This window comes from Kribbella ginsengisoli (genome assembly GCF_039537185.1).
GTDB classification, from domain to species: domain Bacteria; phylum Actinomycetota; class Actinomycetes; order Propionibacteriales; family Kribbellaceae; genus Kribbella; species Kribbella koreensis.
Genome location: NZ_BAABAA010000003.1, coordinates 549,128 through 565,829 on the forward strand (window position 1 = coordinate 549,128; position 16,702 = coordinate 565,829).

Annotated in this window: 11 protein-coding genes and 1 tRNA gene; 4 read left to right on the forward strand and 8 right to left on the reverse strand. The window is 69.0% G+C overall.

The window, feature by feature from the left end:
- Positions 1 to 90 precede the first annotated feature (90 nt).
- From ettA to ABD768_RS16275, 4 genes are all read right to left on the reverse strand, one after another.
- On the reverse strand, positions 91 to 1,773 hold the full coding sequence (gene ettA / locus ABD768_RS16260; protein ID WP_343971197.1) for an energy-dependent translational throttle protein EttA: 1,683 nt from the start codon (positions 1,771 to 1,773) through the stop codon (positions 91 to 93).
- Positions 1,774 to 2,214: 441 nt separating this feature from the next.
- On the reverse strand, positions 2,215 to 2,349 hold the full coding sequence (locus ABD768_RS16265) for a hypothetical protein (protein WP_344841373.1): 135 nt from the start codon (positions 2,347 to 2,349) through the stop codon (positions 2,215 to 2,217).
- 72 nt (positions 2,350 to 2,421) lie between these two features.
- Positions 2,422 to 3,138, reverse strand: a complete 717-nt coding sequence (locus tag ABD768_RS16270; RefSeq protein ID WP_344841375.1) for a Type 1 glutamine amidotransferase-like domain-containing protein — start codon at positions 3,136 to 3,138, stop codon at positions 2,422 to 2,424.
- A 53-nt stretch (positions 3,139 to 3,191) separates the two neighbouring features.
- Positions 3,192 to 3,623, reverse strand: coding sequence for a single-stranded DNA-binding protein (locus tag ABD768_RS16275; protein ID WP_343971190.1), 432 nt, complete (start codon positions 3,621 to 3,623; stop codon positions 3,192 to 3,194).
- Positions 3,624 to 3,800: 177 nt separating this feature from the next.
- Between ABD768_RS16275 and ABD768_RS16280 the strand changes: the two genes are divergently transcribed.
- Complete coding sequence (locus ABD768_RS16280; RefSeq protein ID WP_344841378.1) at positions 3,801 to 4,424, forward strand: SRPBCC family protein; 624 nt, start codon at positions 3,801 to 3,803, stop codon at positions 4,422 to 4,424.
- A gap of 115 nt (positions 4,425 to 4,539) precedes the next feature.
- Here ABD768_RS16280 and ABD768_RS16285 read toward each other — a convergent pair whose 3' ends face one another.
- The 3 genes from ABD768_RS16285 to ABD768_RS16295 all read right to left on the reverse strand — a co-directional run bounded on the left by ABD768_RS16285 (position 4,540) and on the right by ABD768_RS16295 (position 12,167).
- Positions 4,540 to 6,204 carry a GTPase gene (locus ABD768_RS16285; RefSeq protein WP_343971184.1) on the reverse strand — a complete coding sequence of 555 codons (1,665 nt, stop codon included), beginning with the start codon at positions 6,202 to 6,204 and terminating at the stop codon, positions 4,540 to 4,542.
- Positions 6,201 to 10,328 (reverse strand): dynamin family protein, encoded by a 4,128-nt coding sequence (locus ABD768_RS16290; RefSeq protein ID WP_344841380.1) that lies wholly within the window; start codon positions 10,326 to 10,328, stop codon positions 6,201 to 6,203. Before ABD768_RS16290 ends, ABD768_RS16285 begins: the two co-directional genes overlap by 4 nt.
- A gap of 90 nt (positions 10,329 to 10,418) precedes the next feature.
- Complete coding sequence (locus ABD768_RS16295) at positions 10,419 to 12,167, reverse strand: PrsW family intramembrane metalloprotease (protein ID WP_344841382.1); 1,749 nt, start codon at positions 12,165 to 12,167, stop codon at positions 10,419 to 10,421.
- A gap of 194 nt (positions 12,168 to 12,361) precedes the next feature.
- Here ABD768_RS16295 and ABD768_RS16300 point away from each other — a divergent pair.
- The 3 genes from ABD768_RS16300 to ABD768_RS43270 all read left to right on the forward strand — a co-directional run bounded on the left by ABD768_RS16300 (position 12,362) and on the right by ABD768_RS43270 (position 13,290).
- Positions 12,362 to 12,438, forward strand: a tRNA-Arg gene (locus ABD768_RS16300).
- A 346-nt stretch (positions 12,439 to 12,784) separates the two neighbouring features.
- The gene (locus tag ABD768_RS43265; protein ID WP_486327391.1) at positions 12,785 to 13,099 is read left to right on the forward strand and encodes a helix-turn-helix transcriptional regulator; all 315 of its coding nucleotides are present in this window, start codon (positions 12,785 to 12,787) and stop codon (positions 13,097 to 13,099) included.
- The gene (locus ABD768_RS43270) at positions 13,096 to 13,290 is read left to right on the forward strand and encodes a hypothetical protein (RefSeq protein WP_486327392.1); all 195 of its coding nucleotides are present in this window, start codon (positions 13,096 to 13,098) and stop codon (positions 13,288 to 13,290) included. Before ABD768_RS43265 ends, ABD768_RS43270 begins: the two co-directional genes overlap by 4 nt.
- On the opposite strand, the gene ABD768_RS16310 is transcribed toward ABD768_RS43270, so the two are convergent.
- Positions 13,276 to 16,485 carry an ATP-binding protein gene (locus ABD768_RS16310; protein ID WP_344841384.1) on the reverse strand — a complete coding sequence of 1,070 codons (3,210 nt, stop codon included), beginning with the start codon at positions 16,483 to 16,485 and terminating at the stop codon, positions 13,276 to 13,278. The two genes, ABD768_RS43270 and ABD768_RS16310, sit on opposite strands and share 15 nt — an antisense overlap.
- Positions 16,486 to 16,702 lie beyond the last annotated feature (217 nt).

Below are 16,702 nucleotides of genomic sequence, written 5' to 3' on the forward strand. Positions count from 1 at the left end.
CGCCCTGGAACTGGCCCGCCCCAACACCCACTGACAAAGAGAAAGGCCCGCCCGGCGCCTGCCGGACGAGCCTTTCTGTGTCTTCTGCTGTCAGTCGCGGGTGAGCTTGCGGTAGGTGACGCGGTGCGGGCGAGCCGCCTCCGCGCCGAGGCGGTCGACCTTGTTCGCCTCGTAGGCCGCGAAGTTGCCCTCGAACCAGAACCACTTCGACGGGTCCTCGTCAGTACCTTCCCAGGCGAGGATGTGGGTCGCGACGCGGTCGAGGAACCACCGGTCGTGGGAGATCACCACGGCACAACCCGGGAACTCGAGCAGCGCGTCCTCGAGCGACTGCAGCGTCTCGACGTCCAGGTCGTTGGTCGGCTCGTCGAGCAGCAGCAGGTTGCCGCCCATCTTCAGCGTCAGCGCCAGGTTCAGCCGGTTGCGCTCACCGCCGGACAGTACGCCGGTCGGCTTCTGCTGGTCCGGCCCCTTGAACCCGAACGACGCGACGTACGCGCGGCTCGGCATCTCGAAGTTCGCGACCTTGATGTAGTCGAGCTCGTCGGAGACCTGCTGCCAGACCGTCTTCTTCGGGTCCAGACCGCCGCGCGACTGGTCGACGTACGAGATCCGGACCGTCTCACCGAGCTTGAGGCTGCCGTTGTCGGGCGTTTCCTCGCCGACGATCATCCGGAACAGCGTCGACTTGCCGACACCGTTCGGGCCGACGACGCCGACGATGCCGGCCCGGGGCAGCGAGAAGCTCAGCCCGTTGATCAGAACGCGATCGCCGAACCCCTTCACCAGCTTGTCGGCCTCCAGCACCGTGCTGCCCAGGCGCGGACCCGCCGGGATGTTGATCTCGTCGATGTCGCGCGGCTTGGAGCGCTCGGCCTCGGCCGCGAGCTCCTCGTACCGAGCCAGCCGGGACTTGCTCTTGGTCTGCCGGGCCTTCGCGTTCGACCGGACCCACTCGAGCTCGCGCTCCAGGATCTTCGCCCGCTTCGCGTCCTTCTGGCCCTCGACGACCAGCCGCTGCTGCTTGGTCTCCAGGTACTTCGAGTAGTTGCCCTCGTACCCGTAGGTCTTGCCGCGGTCGAGCTCGAGGATCCACTCGGCCACGTTGTCCAGGAAGTACCGGTCGTGGGTGATCGCCAGGACGGCGCCCGCGTACTTCTGCAGGTGCTGCTCGAGCCACAGCACCGACTCGGCGTCCAGGTGGTTGGTGGGCTCGTCGAGCAGCAGCAGGTCGGGCGCCTGCAGCAGCAGCTTGCACAGCGCTACCCGGCGGCGCTCACCACCGGACAGGTTGTCGACGAGCGCGTCCGGTGGCGGACAGCGCAGCGCGTCCATCGCCTGCTCCAGCTGAGCGTCGACGTCCCACGCGTTGCGGTGGTCGAGCTCGGTCTGCAGGTCGCCCATCTCGGTCAGCAGCGTGTCGTAGTCGGCGTCCGGGTCGGCCAGCTCCGCGGAGATCTCGTTGAAGCGGTCGAGCTTCTTCTTGGTGTCGCCGACCCCTTCCTCGACGTTCTCGAGCACGGTCTTGCCCTCGGTCAACGGCGGCTCCTGCAACAGGATCCCCACCGTCGCGCCCTCGGCCAGCCGCCCCTCACCGTTGTTGGGCTGATCCAGCCCCGCCATGATCTTGAACAACGAGGACTTGCCGGTACCGTTCGGCCCGACCACGCCGATCTTCGCCCCGGTCAGAAAGTTCAGGGTGACATCGTCGAGCACGACCTTGTCCCCATGCGCCTTCCGGACGTTGCGAAGGGTATAGATGAATTCCGCCATACCCCAGAGCCTATGTCCCAACCCCCACCCACCCCCAATCGCCACCACCCACCCCGCACCAGCACGAGGCACTCCGGCGTTCGCAGGTACTTCGCTGCCCGCGTGCTCGAACGCCGCGTGCTCGCCTGCTCGCATGCTCGAACGGTCAGGTGCTCGGACGGTCGGGTGCTCACATGCGCCGCAGTGAAGGAGTCAGTGAGGATTGGAGAACGGCGGGTGGACTGTGAGCTGGATCTCCCCCACCGATACGACGATTGGCGCGGCAGCGACGCACGCCGGAGGAGCGGACTCACTGGCGTTTGCCGGAGATGGACTGCAGGTTGCTGCGGTTTGAGACGACCGCCGAGCAGGTGCCGCCCAAACGCACGCGATTCAGCAGCATCGATCGATCGCGGGTGAGCGGCGCCCGGTTCAGGTGATTCGCGGCCCGCCACCGCAAACTCAGGCATTTCGGTCCCACGGGCACGCTAGGCACAACAGCAACTCCGGCATGCGGGTGCTCGGATTCGCCCGTACGCCGGTACGCCGGTACGCCGGTACGCCGGGTAGGGGCGACTTGGGGTGCGTCGGGCTCATGACTACTCCGATCCGCCGAAACCGCTGGTACTCGGAGCGTTCGCCTCGCGAGTTGGTGGTGGGATGGGTGGGCTACTCAGGAGTGCCCAGGTAGGTGGTTGGTAGGGGTTGTTCTGTGGGGGTCGTGGGGCCTGGGGTGAGTTTGTAGGCGGTGGCTTGGGGGCGGGAGGTTACTACGGCCGTCAGGTCGCCGTTGGTGAAGTGGAGGGCTGCGCCGTCTTCGGCTGCGTAGCCGGTGGGGAAGCCGGATTGGATGAGGGCTCGGTAAGTGCCGCGGCGGAGGGGCTCGCCGTCGTAGTGGGGGCAGGCGCTGCCGGGGAGCAGGCCTAGTCCGTCGGGTAGTGGGGCTAGGCCGTTTGAGTTGAAGGAGTCGGTCACGGAGGCTTCGAACCAGCAGTTCATGCCGGCGCTGATTCCGGCGAGGATCACGCCTTCTCGGTAGGCCTTCGTGAGGGCGACGTCGAGGCCGTGGACCCGCCAGACCGCCAGGAGGTTCGCGGTGTTCCCGCCGCCGACGTAGATGATGTCCTGCTCCAGGACGAACGCGTCGAGGTCGGTGACGGTGCGATTGAAGAGGGACAGCACGGTCGCTTCGGCCCGGTCCGGGCCGAAGGCGGCGAGGAACTTCTCGCTGTAGCCGTCGGAATCACCGCTGGCCGTCGGCACGAAACAGACCCGTGGCTTGCGGCCCGCCGGCGCGAGCGAGAGCAAGTAGTCGTCGAGCAAGGGGTTGTCGGGCTCCATCGAGAAGCCGCCACCACCCATCGCCAGGATCTGTGCATCCACCATCGAGATTCCCCTCGGGTTCCAGAGCGACTACGACGTCACCACATCTTTGTCTACTAGGCGGCTTGGGGCTCGGGCATTTCCTCGTCGAGGAGAGGCGGCTCCTGGAGTTGGGCCCGTGGTGGGGTTTTGACGAAGGTGGCCGTGCCCCTGGAGAGGTCGTGGCCGACGCCGAAGGCTTCGAGGACCAGTTTCGATCTCGGCGCACCTTCCTCGTCCTGCCACTCGTTCGTGCGGAAGCGGCCGCTCACCACCACCGGATGACCGCGCTCCATCGACTGCTTGACGTTCGTCGCGAGTGCGCGCCAGCACTCGACGGTGAACCAGTTCGTCGGCCGGTCGACCCAGCCACCAGTACCCCGATCGAACTGGCGCGGCGTGGTGGCCAGCCGGAACGTCACCACCGGCACCCCCTCCGACACCTCCCGGTACCGGATGTCGCTGCCGATCCACCCCTGCACCGCCACATAGGTCTCGCTGAAGCTCATGTCCTCCGCCTTCCTGAGGTCGCATCTGTGCTGTCACCAGAGAAGGTGCCCGCCCACGCCCCGATTCCGGGAACGACTTTCCAGCCTGGGGAAAACTATATTTCAGTCTTGACTTATATAAGCCGAACCCGGCACTCTGGTGCAGCCGAAGACGACAACCACCGAGAGGGAACCCCCGTGATCGACATCCTCGAGCACATCGCCGCGATCCAGCGCCAGGTGAGCCAGACCGGCGAAGAGGTCCGCGTGACGCTGCGGCGTAGCTATCAGGCAGAGGTCGAGGACGTCTGGGACGCGCTGACCGACCCGGACCGGATCCGCCGCTGGATGATGCCGATCACCGGCGAGCTGAAGGTCGGCGGCAGCTTCCAGCTGGAAGGCAACGCCGGCGGCGAGATCCTCGAATGCGAACCACCGAAGCGGTTCAAGGTCAGCTTCGGCGGCCCGGCCAGCCTGGTCGAGATCAGCCTGAGCCAGGACGGTGACTCCACCGAGCTCCAGATGGACCACTCGGTCCCCGCCGACTTCGGCGGCGCCAGCGGAGCGCTCTACGTCGGCCCCGGCTGGGACGGCGCCCTGCTCGGACTCGCCCTGTACGTCGAGGGCAAGCTCGAGGAGCACCACGACCCGCAGGAGATGGCCAACTCCCCCGAGGTGATCGAGTTCAACACGGCGTCGATCCACGCCTGGGTCAAGGCACTCCGCGACTCCGGCCTGGTCTCCGAGGAAGAACTGCGCGCCGCCACCGAGGCCTCAGCCGCCCAATTCGCCCCAGGTTCCTCAGCAGACGACTACCTCTGACCCGTACTACGAGACGCCGGCCAACCGCACAAGCTAGCTACCCAGAGCGCGCTTGGCCGCCGTCTTGGCGGCCCAGGCCATCCGCAGCAGACAGCTGCGAGCCCAAGACCACCGACTAACCGCGAGCGATGGCCAGCTTGTCGCGGCAGACGGTGTAGGCGTCAAGCTCCTCGCGGGCCGGTGCGACGACATGGCTGTCGGCAACCTTCTCCAGCTCCGTACGAAGCGCCTTGGCCACCAGGCGAGCCCGGCGGTTGGCGCCGCTGGTCGCGAAGAGGCGGCAGGCGATCGAGAGAGCCACTCCGAGGACAGCTCCGCCGACCAGCATCATCGTCGCGTACGGGATGCCCTCCCACTCCGGCAGCGTCACACCATCGAGGAAGGCGGCCAGTACGAGCCAGACAGCTCCACCCAGCGCTACCAGGAACAGCAACCACTGCAGGAACCGGGCCGCGGCCCACCAGCCCGGATTGTTGTTGGTGCCCAGGTCCGTACGAGCCACTGCCTGGTCCAGCTCGTCTCCGAGGGACTCCTCGCGCTTGCGGATCGCAGTACGGACTGAATCGGCCCAGGGGCGGGACAACCCGGCTGCGGCCTTGTTGGTGATCGTCCGGACGGCAGTGTCCATCCGGGCGCGCTGCACTGGAGTTGCCGCAGGCAACGTAGACCGTGCGATCGATACCTCGTTGGAGGCCGACTTGCGCAGCGCCTTCCCTTGCTGGCGGGGAACCTGGTCCAGATGCAAACGCCGCAACGGATCCGGCCGGAAGCGAGCAAGCCACTTGGTGACCGGCCATCCAGTCGCAGCAGTTGCCCGCTGCAAGTAGGACCGGCGCACGGCCTCTACAACGACAGGTAGCCCGCTAGCGTCCGACAATGCATCCACTAGCTCGGTGATGTCCGCTTGGGCGATCTCCGGGGTCTTCGCCGTGCCGCACTGGCTGGCCATCCGGTCTGCGACGCGATCCACGTCGGCAGCGAGTCGCTCGCGGGCAGCCCGCTTCGCGCTGACTCGCTTGACCAGCAGGTCCCGCAGGTCGTCCAGCCCGTCGCCGCTCATGGCAGATGTCGCCACAAGCTGCGGGTTCTTCAGACCGTCCGACTTGAGCAGCCGGGTCAGGTCGGCGAGGCAGCTCTCGCGTTGCTCGTCGGTGAGCTTGTCGGCGTGGTTCAGCGCGAACACCATCACCGACGAGTGCGACGCGAACGGCTTGATGTACCGGTTGTGCAGCGCCGCATCGGCGTACTTCTGCGGATCGACCACCCAGACCAGTACGTCGACCAGCTCGACCAGCCGGTCGACGATGAGCCGGTGCTCGACCTCGGTGGAATCGTGGTCAGGCAGGTCGAGCAGGACCAGCCCGTCGAGGTCCTCGGAGTGCGCGTCCTCGAGCGAGCTGCGGTGCTGCACCTGGTGCCGGCGCGGGATGCCCAGCCAGTTCAACAGCTCGCCGGCCGGCTCCTCGCCCCACACACAGGCCAGCGGCATCGAGCTGGTCGGCCGCCGGGTGCCGATCGCGGCCAGGTCCAGCCCGGTCAGCGCGTTGAACAGCGACGACTTGCCCGAACCGGTCGCACCGGCCAGCGCCACGACTGTCAGATCGCCGGACATCCTGAGCCGTTGGCTGGCCCGGTCCACGATCTGCGACGCCTCACTCAGGACCACCTGGTCCAGCCGTCCCCGGCCGGCCTCGGCAGCGTCCTCGACGGCCTCGATCTTCGTCAGGACATCGGTAGCGCCTCGCGTCAGGCCCTTGACCGTATCCACAGTTCCCGTCACGTGCAGTCCTCCACCGCGCGCGCGGCCTCCGTCAGTTGCCTGGGTGCATCGGGATCGACCGGATGCTGGTCGAGCACAGCCAGGTAGCGGGCGAATTCGGCATCCATCAAAGCATGAACTCTAGCGTCAAGATCGTCCCGGGCCTTGGCGGCCAGCCCGCGAACCGCCTCTTCGCCGAAGACGGCATCCAGCAGCCGCTGTCCGACCACGGCCGTACCGACTCCCGTCGCGGCCTTCGAGCCGGTCGGGACGCTCGCGGTACTGGCGAAGATGGAGATCATCAGGGCCAGGCCGAGGCCGTTCTCGCCGTAGGCAAGGATCTTCGCCGTACTGCGCTTGTCGGCGCCCTCCTGGCGAATCAGCTCGAACACGCCCTCCTGCCACTCCCGCACCGCGCGACCCGCCGCGTCCGGGAACTCCTCGGACATCCCACCCATCGCGGGGTCGCCGGCCGCGAGCAACTGGCGACCAGGCGCCGACGACTGCCAGGCCGCCTCGGCGCGCTCAGCACCGGCGGCGGCGTGCTCACGCAGCAACGACTCCAGGCCGGACTCGATGGCGTCCTTGAGGTCACGCGTCGGCGGCGGGTTGCCGACTACCGCAGTACGGACCTTGTCGCGCAGGCGGCCGACGTTGGTCTGCAGGCCCTTGAGCAGCTCGCCCGTGCCGACGAACTCCTGCCAGCGGGCCAGCACCTCGCCGCGCAGCATGGTGCCGTCCGTGGTCGCCTTGGCGATGTCCTGGACAGCCTGGTCGTACGCCGATTCCGCAGTCGACCGCAGCTCGACGACTGTGTCCGCCTGGGCCCTGACCGCCTTGGCGAAGGCCGGGGTCTTCTTGGTCATCGCAGTAACGGCGCCTTGGAGCGTACGCCGTACAACACCTGAACGCGCCTCGGCATCGGCGGCCAGGTCGATCAGCCAGTCCTTGATCGAGGCAACGACCTCGCTGGCCAGCATTCCGTTGCCATCGACAACGGTCTCCTTGATGCTGAACAGCGGCGAGTCGCCGAGTCCACGCTCGAGCAGCATCTGGGCCAGGTGGCCGGTGATGTCGTCGATCGTGTCGGACGGGGCTCGGTCGAGGACGACGGCTACCGCAGTACTGCGGTCTGACGCGCTCTGCAGGAACTCCCACGGGACCGCGTCGGCGTACCGGGCAGCAGTGGTGACGAACAGCCAGAGGTCGGCGGCCGCCAGCAACTGGGTGGCGAGGTCACGGTTGGCCTCGACGACCGAGTCGATGTCGGGGGCGTCGAGAATGGCCAGGCCCTGCGGGATGGTGTCGGCGGCGACCAGGCGGATCTGCCCGGGGTCCTCCATCCCGCCCGGGCTGTCACCGCTGGAGCGCGCCATATCGGGCAGTACGCGGTCATTGGTGAACCAGTCGGCGTCGGCCGGGTTGTGGATCAGTACTGGGGAACGGGTTGTTGGGCGCAGTACGCCGGGCTCGCTGACGACCTGCCCGATGATGCTGTTGACGAGCGTCGACTTGCCCGCCCCGGTCGACCCGCCAACCACCGCCAGCACCGGCGCCTCGAGCTGCACCAGGCGCGGCAGCACGTAGTCGTCCAGCTGATCCAACATCGCCTTCTGCTGCTGGCGGGCCTCATCAGCCCCCACCACATCAATAGGCAACCGACTGGCGGCCAATGCGCCCCGCAGCTTCATCAACGCCGTAATCAACGCCATAGCCGCCTGCTCAGTAGCCACCTCCTCAGCAGACTTCTCCCGCACAACCTCCGCAGGAGCATCAGCACCGGAGCCACCGTCGACAGCATCCGCACCGGGGTCGGCGCTGTCCGCACCGGAGTCGGCGCCATCCGCACCGGAGTCGGCGCCATCCGCACCGGAGTCGGCGACAGCACCCGCGGCGGAGTCGTTTGCCTCAGAGTCGGTACCACCCTGCGCACTGCCGTCGGAGTCGCGCTCGGCACTCCCGTCGTCCGCGACCGCAGTCAGTCCACCTACCGCAGCCGCGGATGCCTCAGCCTCCGCACCTGTGGGCGCCTCAGCACCCGCTGCATCCTCTGCCTGCACGCCACCGTCTTCGGCGGTCACAGCCGACTCGACCTCAGCGCTCTGCTCGGCATCAGACGCCGCCTCTGCATCCCCAGCAGGCTCCACGCCCTCCGCCGAGGAATCCGCCGCGTCCGCTTCGCTGACGTCGGAGTCCGGCTCTGTGTCTGGCTCTGCGTCCGCGTCGGAGTCGGTGCCGCCCTCGGCACTCTCGCCGTCCGTGACTGCGGTCGGTTCACCCTCCGCAGGCGCGGAGGCGTCAACGTCTGTCTCTGCCCCAGCTGCACTGTCACCGGAGCCGGCTTCAGCACTCTCGCCATCCGCGTCCGGGGCCAACTCGCCTTCCGCAGGCGCGCTCAACCCACCCTCCGCCGCTGCGGCTGCGGCTGCCTCTCCCCCTCCAGCCACCTCCTCGGCAGCCACGCCGTCCTGCTCCCCACCCGCCTCGACCGATGCGCCATCCTGCGCCCCGCCCGATGCGTCACTCTGTACTTCACCTGAGCCGGGTGCGTCGTCCTGCGCCTCGCCCTGCACTTCACCTGGGCCGGGTGCGTCGTCCTGCGCTTCGCCCGACTCGGCAGGTGCAGCCGAGTCGGTCTCTGCAGTCTGTTCGGCGTCAGCGGCCGGGGCCGGGCCGTCCTCCGCGTCCGCCGTCGCTTCAGCATCACCGGCGGGATCGGAGTCCGCAGCTGCAGCAGCCGACCCAGCATCGGCGCCAGATTCGGCGTCCGCCTCCGCTTCGGCAACTGTTTCGGCGTTGCCGTCAGCACCCTGCTCAGCGCTGGCGCTGGCGCTGGCGTCGGCGTTGGCCTCGGCGCTGGCGTCGGGAGTTGTTTCGGCGTTGCCGGTGGCATCGTGCTCGGCGCCGGCATCGGAGTCTGTGGGAGCTTCGATCTCGGACCCAGCCGCCGACTCGTCGGTTGGGTCGGCGTCCTGCGGTGCGGCCGTCTCGGGGTCGGAGCCAGGTGAAGCCTCGGCAGTCGGCTCCGCATCGTGCGGTGTAGCCGGCTCGGAGTCGGAGTCGGCAGGAGCTTCGGTTGTTGGTTCCGTTGCCTGGGTTGTGGCGGCTTCGGTTGTTGCCTGGGCTTCGGCCTCGGCTTCAGCGGCGGAGACGGCTTCTAGTTCGGCGTCTGCTTCGTCGCGGAGGGCTGTGGGCTCTTCAGAGGCGCCCGGTTGCTTGGGGAGGCCGATGATGATGTCGCCGTACTCGAGGGGGAAGCCCTCGGCCGACTCGTCCGGCTCGTAGACGACGCCGACCTTCGGGCGCGCCGCCTCTTCCTCTGCCGTCAGGGTCACCGCGCTGGCCGGGGTGACGGATTCGGGCTCGGGGTGTCCATCGGTTGATTCCTCGGTGGTCGAGGCGCTGGACGCATCAGCGGCCGGTACCTCGGTAGGCGACTGCTCTGCAGCCTGCTCGTCGCCCGCCTTCTCGGCATCGGTCGGCTGCTCGCCGTCGGCCGGCTGGGCATCGGCGACCTGATCGCCTGCTGCCTGGGCGTCAGCTACCTCAGCTGCCTGGGTGTCAGTTGCCTCGGCGTCGGTTGAGTCGATACCCGTGGGATCGGTCGTCGCTTCGGCTTCCGTTGCCTTGTTCTTGTCTGCGGTGTCCACGTCGGCGGGAGAAGCAGCGTCGGCGGCGGTCGCGTCAGCAGTCACGTCGGTCGCCTCGGCGGCGGACTCGGCAGGCTTCTCGGCCTCGGACTGGTCGGCTGCCGGCTCAGCGGAAGTCTCGACGGCAGGCTGCCCGGTCGATGTCGCCACCACAGGATCGGCGCTCGTCGCCTTCTCGACCGTCGACTTCTCGGCCTCGGATGCGTCGTCGCCCGTCAGCTTGCCGCCCATCGCCTGGCCATCCGTCGCCTGGCCGGCTGTCGGCGTAGCGGCGGGCTTGGTCGCCACAGAGGGTGCGGCCGGCTCCGTCTGGAGGGTCGGCACAGCGGTCGGCGTACTGGCTGACTTGCGTTTGCGGCGGCGCCAGAAACCTTTGCCTTTGGCATCGGATTCGGCGATCAGCCGGGCCAGTTCGGAGACAGGCTGATCCTGGGCCGGAACCTTCGGCTCTCCCGAACGCTCCGAACCCTCACCAGCTGGCCTGGTGTCAGCCACGGCTACCGCCCACGAGCACAGAGTGCCCGGTCGGACAGCGCAGAAGCAAAGTCATCTTCATCCCCGTTTGGCGGCGTGGACGGGTGGCAGTCACTGCGACGGTGGATACGGACCGTATCCTCCCGGCGTTCCGGACGGTCCAGGGGGTCCCGGTGGGTAACCGGGCTGGCCCGCTGAGTAGCCGGGTTGCCCGGAGGGATACCCCGGCTGAGGCGGCGGATAACCCGCCTGTCCCGGTGGATATCCAGGCCCTCCCGGGTACGGCGCCCCCTGTGCCCCGCCACCCGGGTACTGCGCCCCCTGCGGGGCACTCCCCTGGTACTGCGGGTCCTGCGGACCACCACCCGGATACGGCGCCCCCTGGGACCCACCCGCCGGGCTCTGCGGCCCGCCACCCGGGTACTGCGCCCCACCGGCCGGATACGGCTGCCCCGGCGAACCCGGGTACGGCGACCCGCCTGCCGGCATCGGCTGGCCCTGCGGCCCACTCCCCGGGTACGGCTGACCCTGCGGCCCACCCCCAGGGAACTGCGGCCCACCGGCCATCCCCTGCGGCGCTCCAACCGGGTACTGCGGCACGACAGCCTGGGCAAAGGCCGGCATCGGCGGGAACGGCACGCTAGGCCGACGGGCCCTGAGCTCGTCCAGCAACTCCTTCTCCGTCACCAGCGCGTCCGGGCCGATCACCTGGCGGACGATCTTGTCTCGCAGGTAGGCCAGCTCCGTCGCCGTCTGCTGGAACGCCTTGGCCGCGGCGGCCGCCTGCGGTCCGTACCGCTTCGCGTTCTGCCGGAGCGCCTTGCGCCCCCGCAGCGTCGCGATCAGCGGCACATCCTGCGGCGCCAGCCAGCCGAACCGCACGTAGTCGTACAGCCGGGACGCGATCATCTGCCCCTCCCGCGACCGCATCACCAGCGCGAAGATGAACATCGCGATGAAGATCGGGAACATCAGGAACAGGTACACGATCAGGAACCCGCCACCACCGGACAGGCTCGCCCCACCGTTCCAGGACGCGTGTGCCAGCACCGCGGCTAGATACCCGACGATCGGCGCCAGATACCGCACGACGGTACTGCGGTGCCGCACGGCGATCCCGATCCCGATCGCGGTGAACGACGTGAAGAGTGGATGCGCGAACGGCGAGATCCCACCGCGGAACACGAACAGGAAGAAGGTCCCGCGCAGGCCGGCGTCGCTGCCGGACTCCTCGGACAGCTGATGGAACAGCCGGCCGTAGTACAGGATGTTCTCGGTGAAGGCGAAGCCGACGCCGACCATGCCGGCGTAGACGAGCGCGTCGATGATCCCGTCGAACTCCTTGCGCCGCAGCAGCGCCAGCAACGCGATGATCGAGCCCTTGGCGAACTCCTCCACCGGCGGCGCCACGAAGACCGCGGCCCGGCTGCCACCGCTGCCGGTCTCGTGCAGCCACTCGGACGCCTGGGTGTTGATGAAGATGGCGGCCAGGGTCGCGATGAAGGCGCCCCAGCACAGCGCGGTCAGGATGTACTTGGCCGGCTCCGGCTCGTAACGGTCCAGCCACAGGTACAGGGCGATCACCGGTACCACCGGGATGAACGCGAAGACCAGACCCCACATGAACCCGCTGGCGCCGGTCGACTTCGCCACGATCGCGAAGATGCCCAGCCCGGCGATCGCGAAGGCGACCGCGACGACGACCCCGATCAGGATGCTCTGGTTGCGCCGCTGGCCGGGCACCGGGTGGGTCCCGAGCCGGTTGGGCTCCGGTTGCTGCGAGCCGGGTGGGCCGGGCACGCCGACCGCCGCCACCGCGGGTTGCGGCGACTCGGGCGGGCCTCCTGAGGGGTAACTCATGCACGCAGCCTAGTTGTAGAGCCATCCACACGGCAGGACCGGCCACTCGGCGTTACCGGGATGGAACGACAACCCTGTACTTCGCAGTAGCCCCGGCGGCCGTAACCCGTCCCCGCCCCGCCGGAGGAACCCACGAGCATGATCGGCCCACCATCTGAGAGACTCTGATCCGTGCCGGACACCGATCCGGCCGAGCGCCCGTAGCTCAGCTGGATAGAGCGTCGGACTTCTAATCCGTTGGTCGCAGGTTCGAATCCTGCCGGGCGCGCCACCTGAACCCGCTGATCAGGCGGCAGTTGGCCGACATGCAGACCGTGATGACAACGCCCGCGTGGGGCCATTCATGGTGCGAACTAGAAGCTACTCCCGTCGTCTGGAGTCAGCGAGGTCTGTAGCAGTTCGTATCCTTCGTTGAGACCCTCTTAGGCGCCGGCGGTGTGCAGTTCAGCAGGTGGGCCTGCCGGGCGGCTGACAGCTTCGGCGCTCGGCCCTTGAGCTGTCCTTTGGCGCGGGCGATCGCCATGCCTTCGCGGGTGGTGCATCCGCAGTAGGTCGACGCGATCAGCGCCCACACCACGCAGCTACCGCAGGGCGAGCTGCCGCAGGTCGACGGCGGCGTGCTCGTCACGCTCGCAGCGGGGTGCCGGCACACCGAAGGCATCCGGTTCCGGTACCGCACCCACGACGGCACCGAGTCCGAGCGCAGCGTCGAACCGTTGCGGATCGTCCACACCGGCCGCCGCTGGTACCTGGTCGCCAGCAACCGTCAGGCCTGGCGGACGTTCCGCGTCGACCGCATCACCCTCCCGGAGCTGACCGGTTCCCGCTACGAGAACCCCCGGACCCGGTCGAGCTGGTTGCCGAAGGCACCGGAGTCGCTCCGTGGGACATCGTCGGCCGAGTCCGCGTCCAGGCCCCGGCTGAGACGGTGAAGAAGCTGATCCCGCCGAGCCAGGGCGTGGTCGAAGCAGTCGACGCCACCACCTGCGAGGTCCGCTTCGCCGCCAACCTGGGACCGCTCGTCTCCGGTGTGGTCCGGATCTACTGGCCGTTCGAAATCCTCGACCCACCCGAACTCCGAGCCGCCGTCCACGAGCACGCCCGCCGCCTACTGAACTCCTAGCTCTCGATCGATGAGGTCGCCGAGGAGCAGCTCGGCGCGCTGCACGAACAGGTACGCCTCCTGCCGCTCAGCCACAACCCGTGCCTGCTCGGCCAGACGTACGGCGCTGCCCCGGTCGCCGAGCTTGTTCGCCAGCTGAGCCCGGACGAGCAGGTGCAGGCCATCCGCGGACCGCTGCCCGTAGCGGTCGCGGAAGGTGTCGGCCTGGTCGAGCGCAACGGCGGCGGCGTCCGGGTCACCGGCTGCCAGCCGCATCTCCGCGAGGAGCGCGTACCAGGTGGAGACGCTGGATCGGACGGGGTTCGTCAGGTTGGCCACGATCAGCCGCTCCGCCGCATCCGCGGCCGTACCAGGATCGCGACCGGTCATCGCCAGCGCCCAGTATCGCGCCAGGCGGAGGTAGGTGCCGAGAAAGACGAACGAGAACTGCGGATCCGCCGCGATCCCACGGTCCGCGACCTGCAGCGCCCAGTCCGGGTCGCCGACGACCGAGGCGGCCCGGGCAGCCATGCACGTCGCGACGGCGGTCGCGTAGGCATCGTCCCCGGCGCCCGCGACGAGCTCGTCCAGGGCCGCCCGGGCGCGAGCGGTCTTCCCGTGGTACGCGGAGATCTCGGCCAGCGTTGCCACGATCAGCAGCCGGAGCCCGTCCCACACCGGGTCGGGGCCGTGATCGCCAGGCAGCCCTTGGGAGGCCGTCGCGGTCAGGTGGCGGTACGACGCTCCGAGACGCCCGAGGTGCCACTGCTGAATTCCCCACGCGGCGTCCCCGTAGCTGCGGACGACCGGATCGCTGGAGGTCGATCCCTGCTCCAGCAGGCGGTCCGCCAGGATGCCGCTGCGTTCGTGCTCAAGGCCTTGCACGTGCGCGGTCCACCGGGAGAACAGAAAGCTCGCGGCCTGACGCTCCCGGCCGAGTGTCTTCGCCACTGTTTCCGCTCGTTCCAGCAGGTCGACGGACGCGGTGCCGTACATGGAGCGCATCCCGGCGACCGCGATCAAGCGGGACAGCGCCTCCAGTTCGAGCTCGGGCAGGGCCGCTCCGCGGGCGCGCTCGACGGCGCGGACGAGGTGACGCTCGGCGTCCCGGAGTGCGGTCTTCGCGGTCGCCCGCGCCCCGGCGCGAAGCAGGGCCGAGACAGTGCGGGCCGGGTCGATGAACGGACCGGCCTCCCACAGATGGTGCGCCGCCCGCTCTGCGAGCGAGTCGTCCGTCGAGCCGACGGCCTCGATCGCGTCGGCGATCGCTCGGTGCAGCGACGCGGCGCGTCCGGGCGGGACGGTCTCGCAGACTGCCTCGCGGACGAGATCGTGGGCGAAGCAGTAACTGAAGGGATCTCCCGGCGCGGGACCGGCGAGACCGAGGTCGCGGACCGGTTCCAGCTGCTCGAGACAGGTCGCCACGTCCGCGGTCGCGATCCGTGCAAGCAGCACCAGGTCAACACTCCGGCCGGCGAGCGCGGCCGCCTGCAGAAGCTCCTGAGCGCCGGGGTCCAGCGCGGCCATGCGGTCGCGAACCACGTCCCGGACGGTCAGCGGGACACCACTGCGCAGCACAGACTCCTCGGTGACGGCCTTGCCGTCGGCGAGGAGCCGCGCCACCTCTTGGACGAAGAACGGATTGCCGGCGGTTCGCGCATGCACCGCACGGGAGACCTCCGCAGCGGGCAGCTCGCCCGTCTCGCGGCGCATCAGCTCGGCAACGCCCGACTGGGCGAGCGGTCCGACGAGGAGCCGGCGATGGCCACGGATCCGGCTCGTGGCGGCAAGAGTCCGGGCCAGCTCGAGGCCGAGCGACGGGTCCCGGTTCCGCAGCGCCGCGACCACGGCAGTACCGGCGGGAAGCCGGGCGACGACATGGTCGAACAGGTGCAACGACGCGGGATCCGCCCAGTGGAGGTCGTCGAGGACGATCACCAGGGGATGCTCGGCTGCGGATTCGGAGATCACCCCGACGACCTCTTCGAACAGCCGGAACTGGGCGCCGTCATCCGGGACGGCCGGTGCTGATCCGGCGGGGTCCCGAGTCTCGGTGAGGCGGCTCAGATCGCCGCTGAGCCACTCCGCGCGACGAGTCGCCGACCGGCTCTGGAGCAGACTCCGGACGACCTCCACCCACGGCCACATCGCGGGAGCGCCGCCGCCCTGGAGACCATGCCCCCAGACAACGCGCGCGGCCCGATCCTGGGCGTGCCGGGCGGTCTCCTGAAGGAGACGGGTCTTGCCGATGCCGGGCTCGCCTTCGAGCAGGACGACAGCCGTCCCGGCCGCGAGCGCCGGCTCGACGGCGCTGCGGAGCAGGCCGAACTCCTCGGCTCGGCCCACCAACTCGCCGTTGAGGGTGGCGGCCGGCGCGGTCCGGGGAGAAGGCGGCGCGGGCCCGGCAGTCTGTTCGAGTACCTGCCGCTGGGCGGAACGCAATGCCGCGCCGGGGTCGATCCCGAGGTCGTCCGCGAGCCGGCGCCGGATCACGTCGTACGCCGTCAGCGCCTCCGCCTGCTGCCCGGCGGCGCACAATGAGCGGATCAGGCCGGCGTGCACCGGTTCGTTCAGAGCGGCCATGGTTGAGGCGAGGTGCAGGGCCGGCAGCACCCGATGGGGCCGGTTCAGCGAGATCGCGAGCTCCGCAGCCTCGACACAAGCAACGAAGAACTCGTCGTCGAGTCCGGCGAAGATCGCGACAGCGGCGGGGTTGTGCGCGGCGCCGCCTCCGGCCGGGCCGCTCCACAGCTCCAGCGCGGCGGCGTACTGGTCGAGCGCGGCTGCTTCGCGGCTGTTGTCGACAGCCGCCCGAGCCGCGGTGACGAGTTGCCGGAAGCGCGCGAGGTCCAGGACGTCCGGGCCGGCGGTACACAGATATCCGTTGGTGCTCCGCGCGAGGTAGGCACCTGGTTGCCGCGGTGGCAGGGCGGGCTCGAGGAGGCGGCGGAGTGCACCGACGTACTTGTGGATGACGTTCAGTGCACTGGCCGGCTCGTTCCCGCCCCAGATCAGCTCGATCAGCTCGCCGGGGCCGATCGGTCTCCCGACGTGCGCAAGCAACAGCGCGAGCAGATAGGTCTGCTGGCGTGGACCGGGATCGACCTCGACACCGCCGTGCCAGACCCGCAGCGGCCCGAGCACCTGCAGCCTCAGCGAGCCGACGTCACCCCAAGGCTGTCCGTCGACGCTTCGAGGTACGAGCGTCTCCGTCATGTCCGGCCCCCTCGTCGATGGTCCGGCCGCCGCGGCATCTGTCCTCACGCGCTTCGGTCAAGTTGCACTCTAGAGGCTGGAGTCCCGCTCCAGCCAGCGATTCCACTGCAAATCCACTGACCGTCAACTGCGGCTCCCTACCGTCGACGGTGGCGTGCACGCTCCCGGCCCCGGAGCGACTGCCCGCGGACCACCTCGAACGAGAAAGGCGAGAACA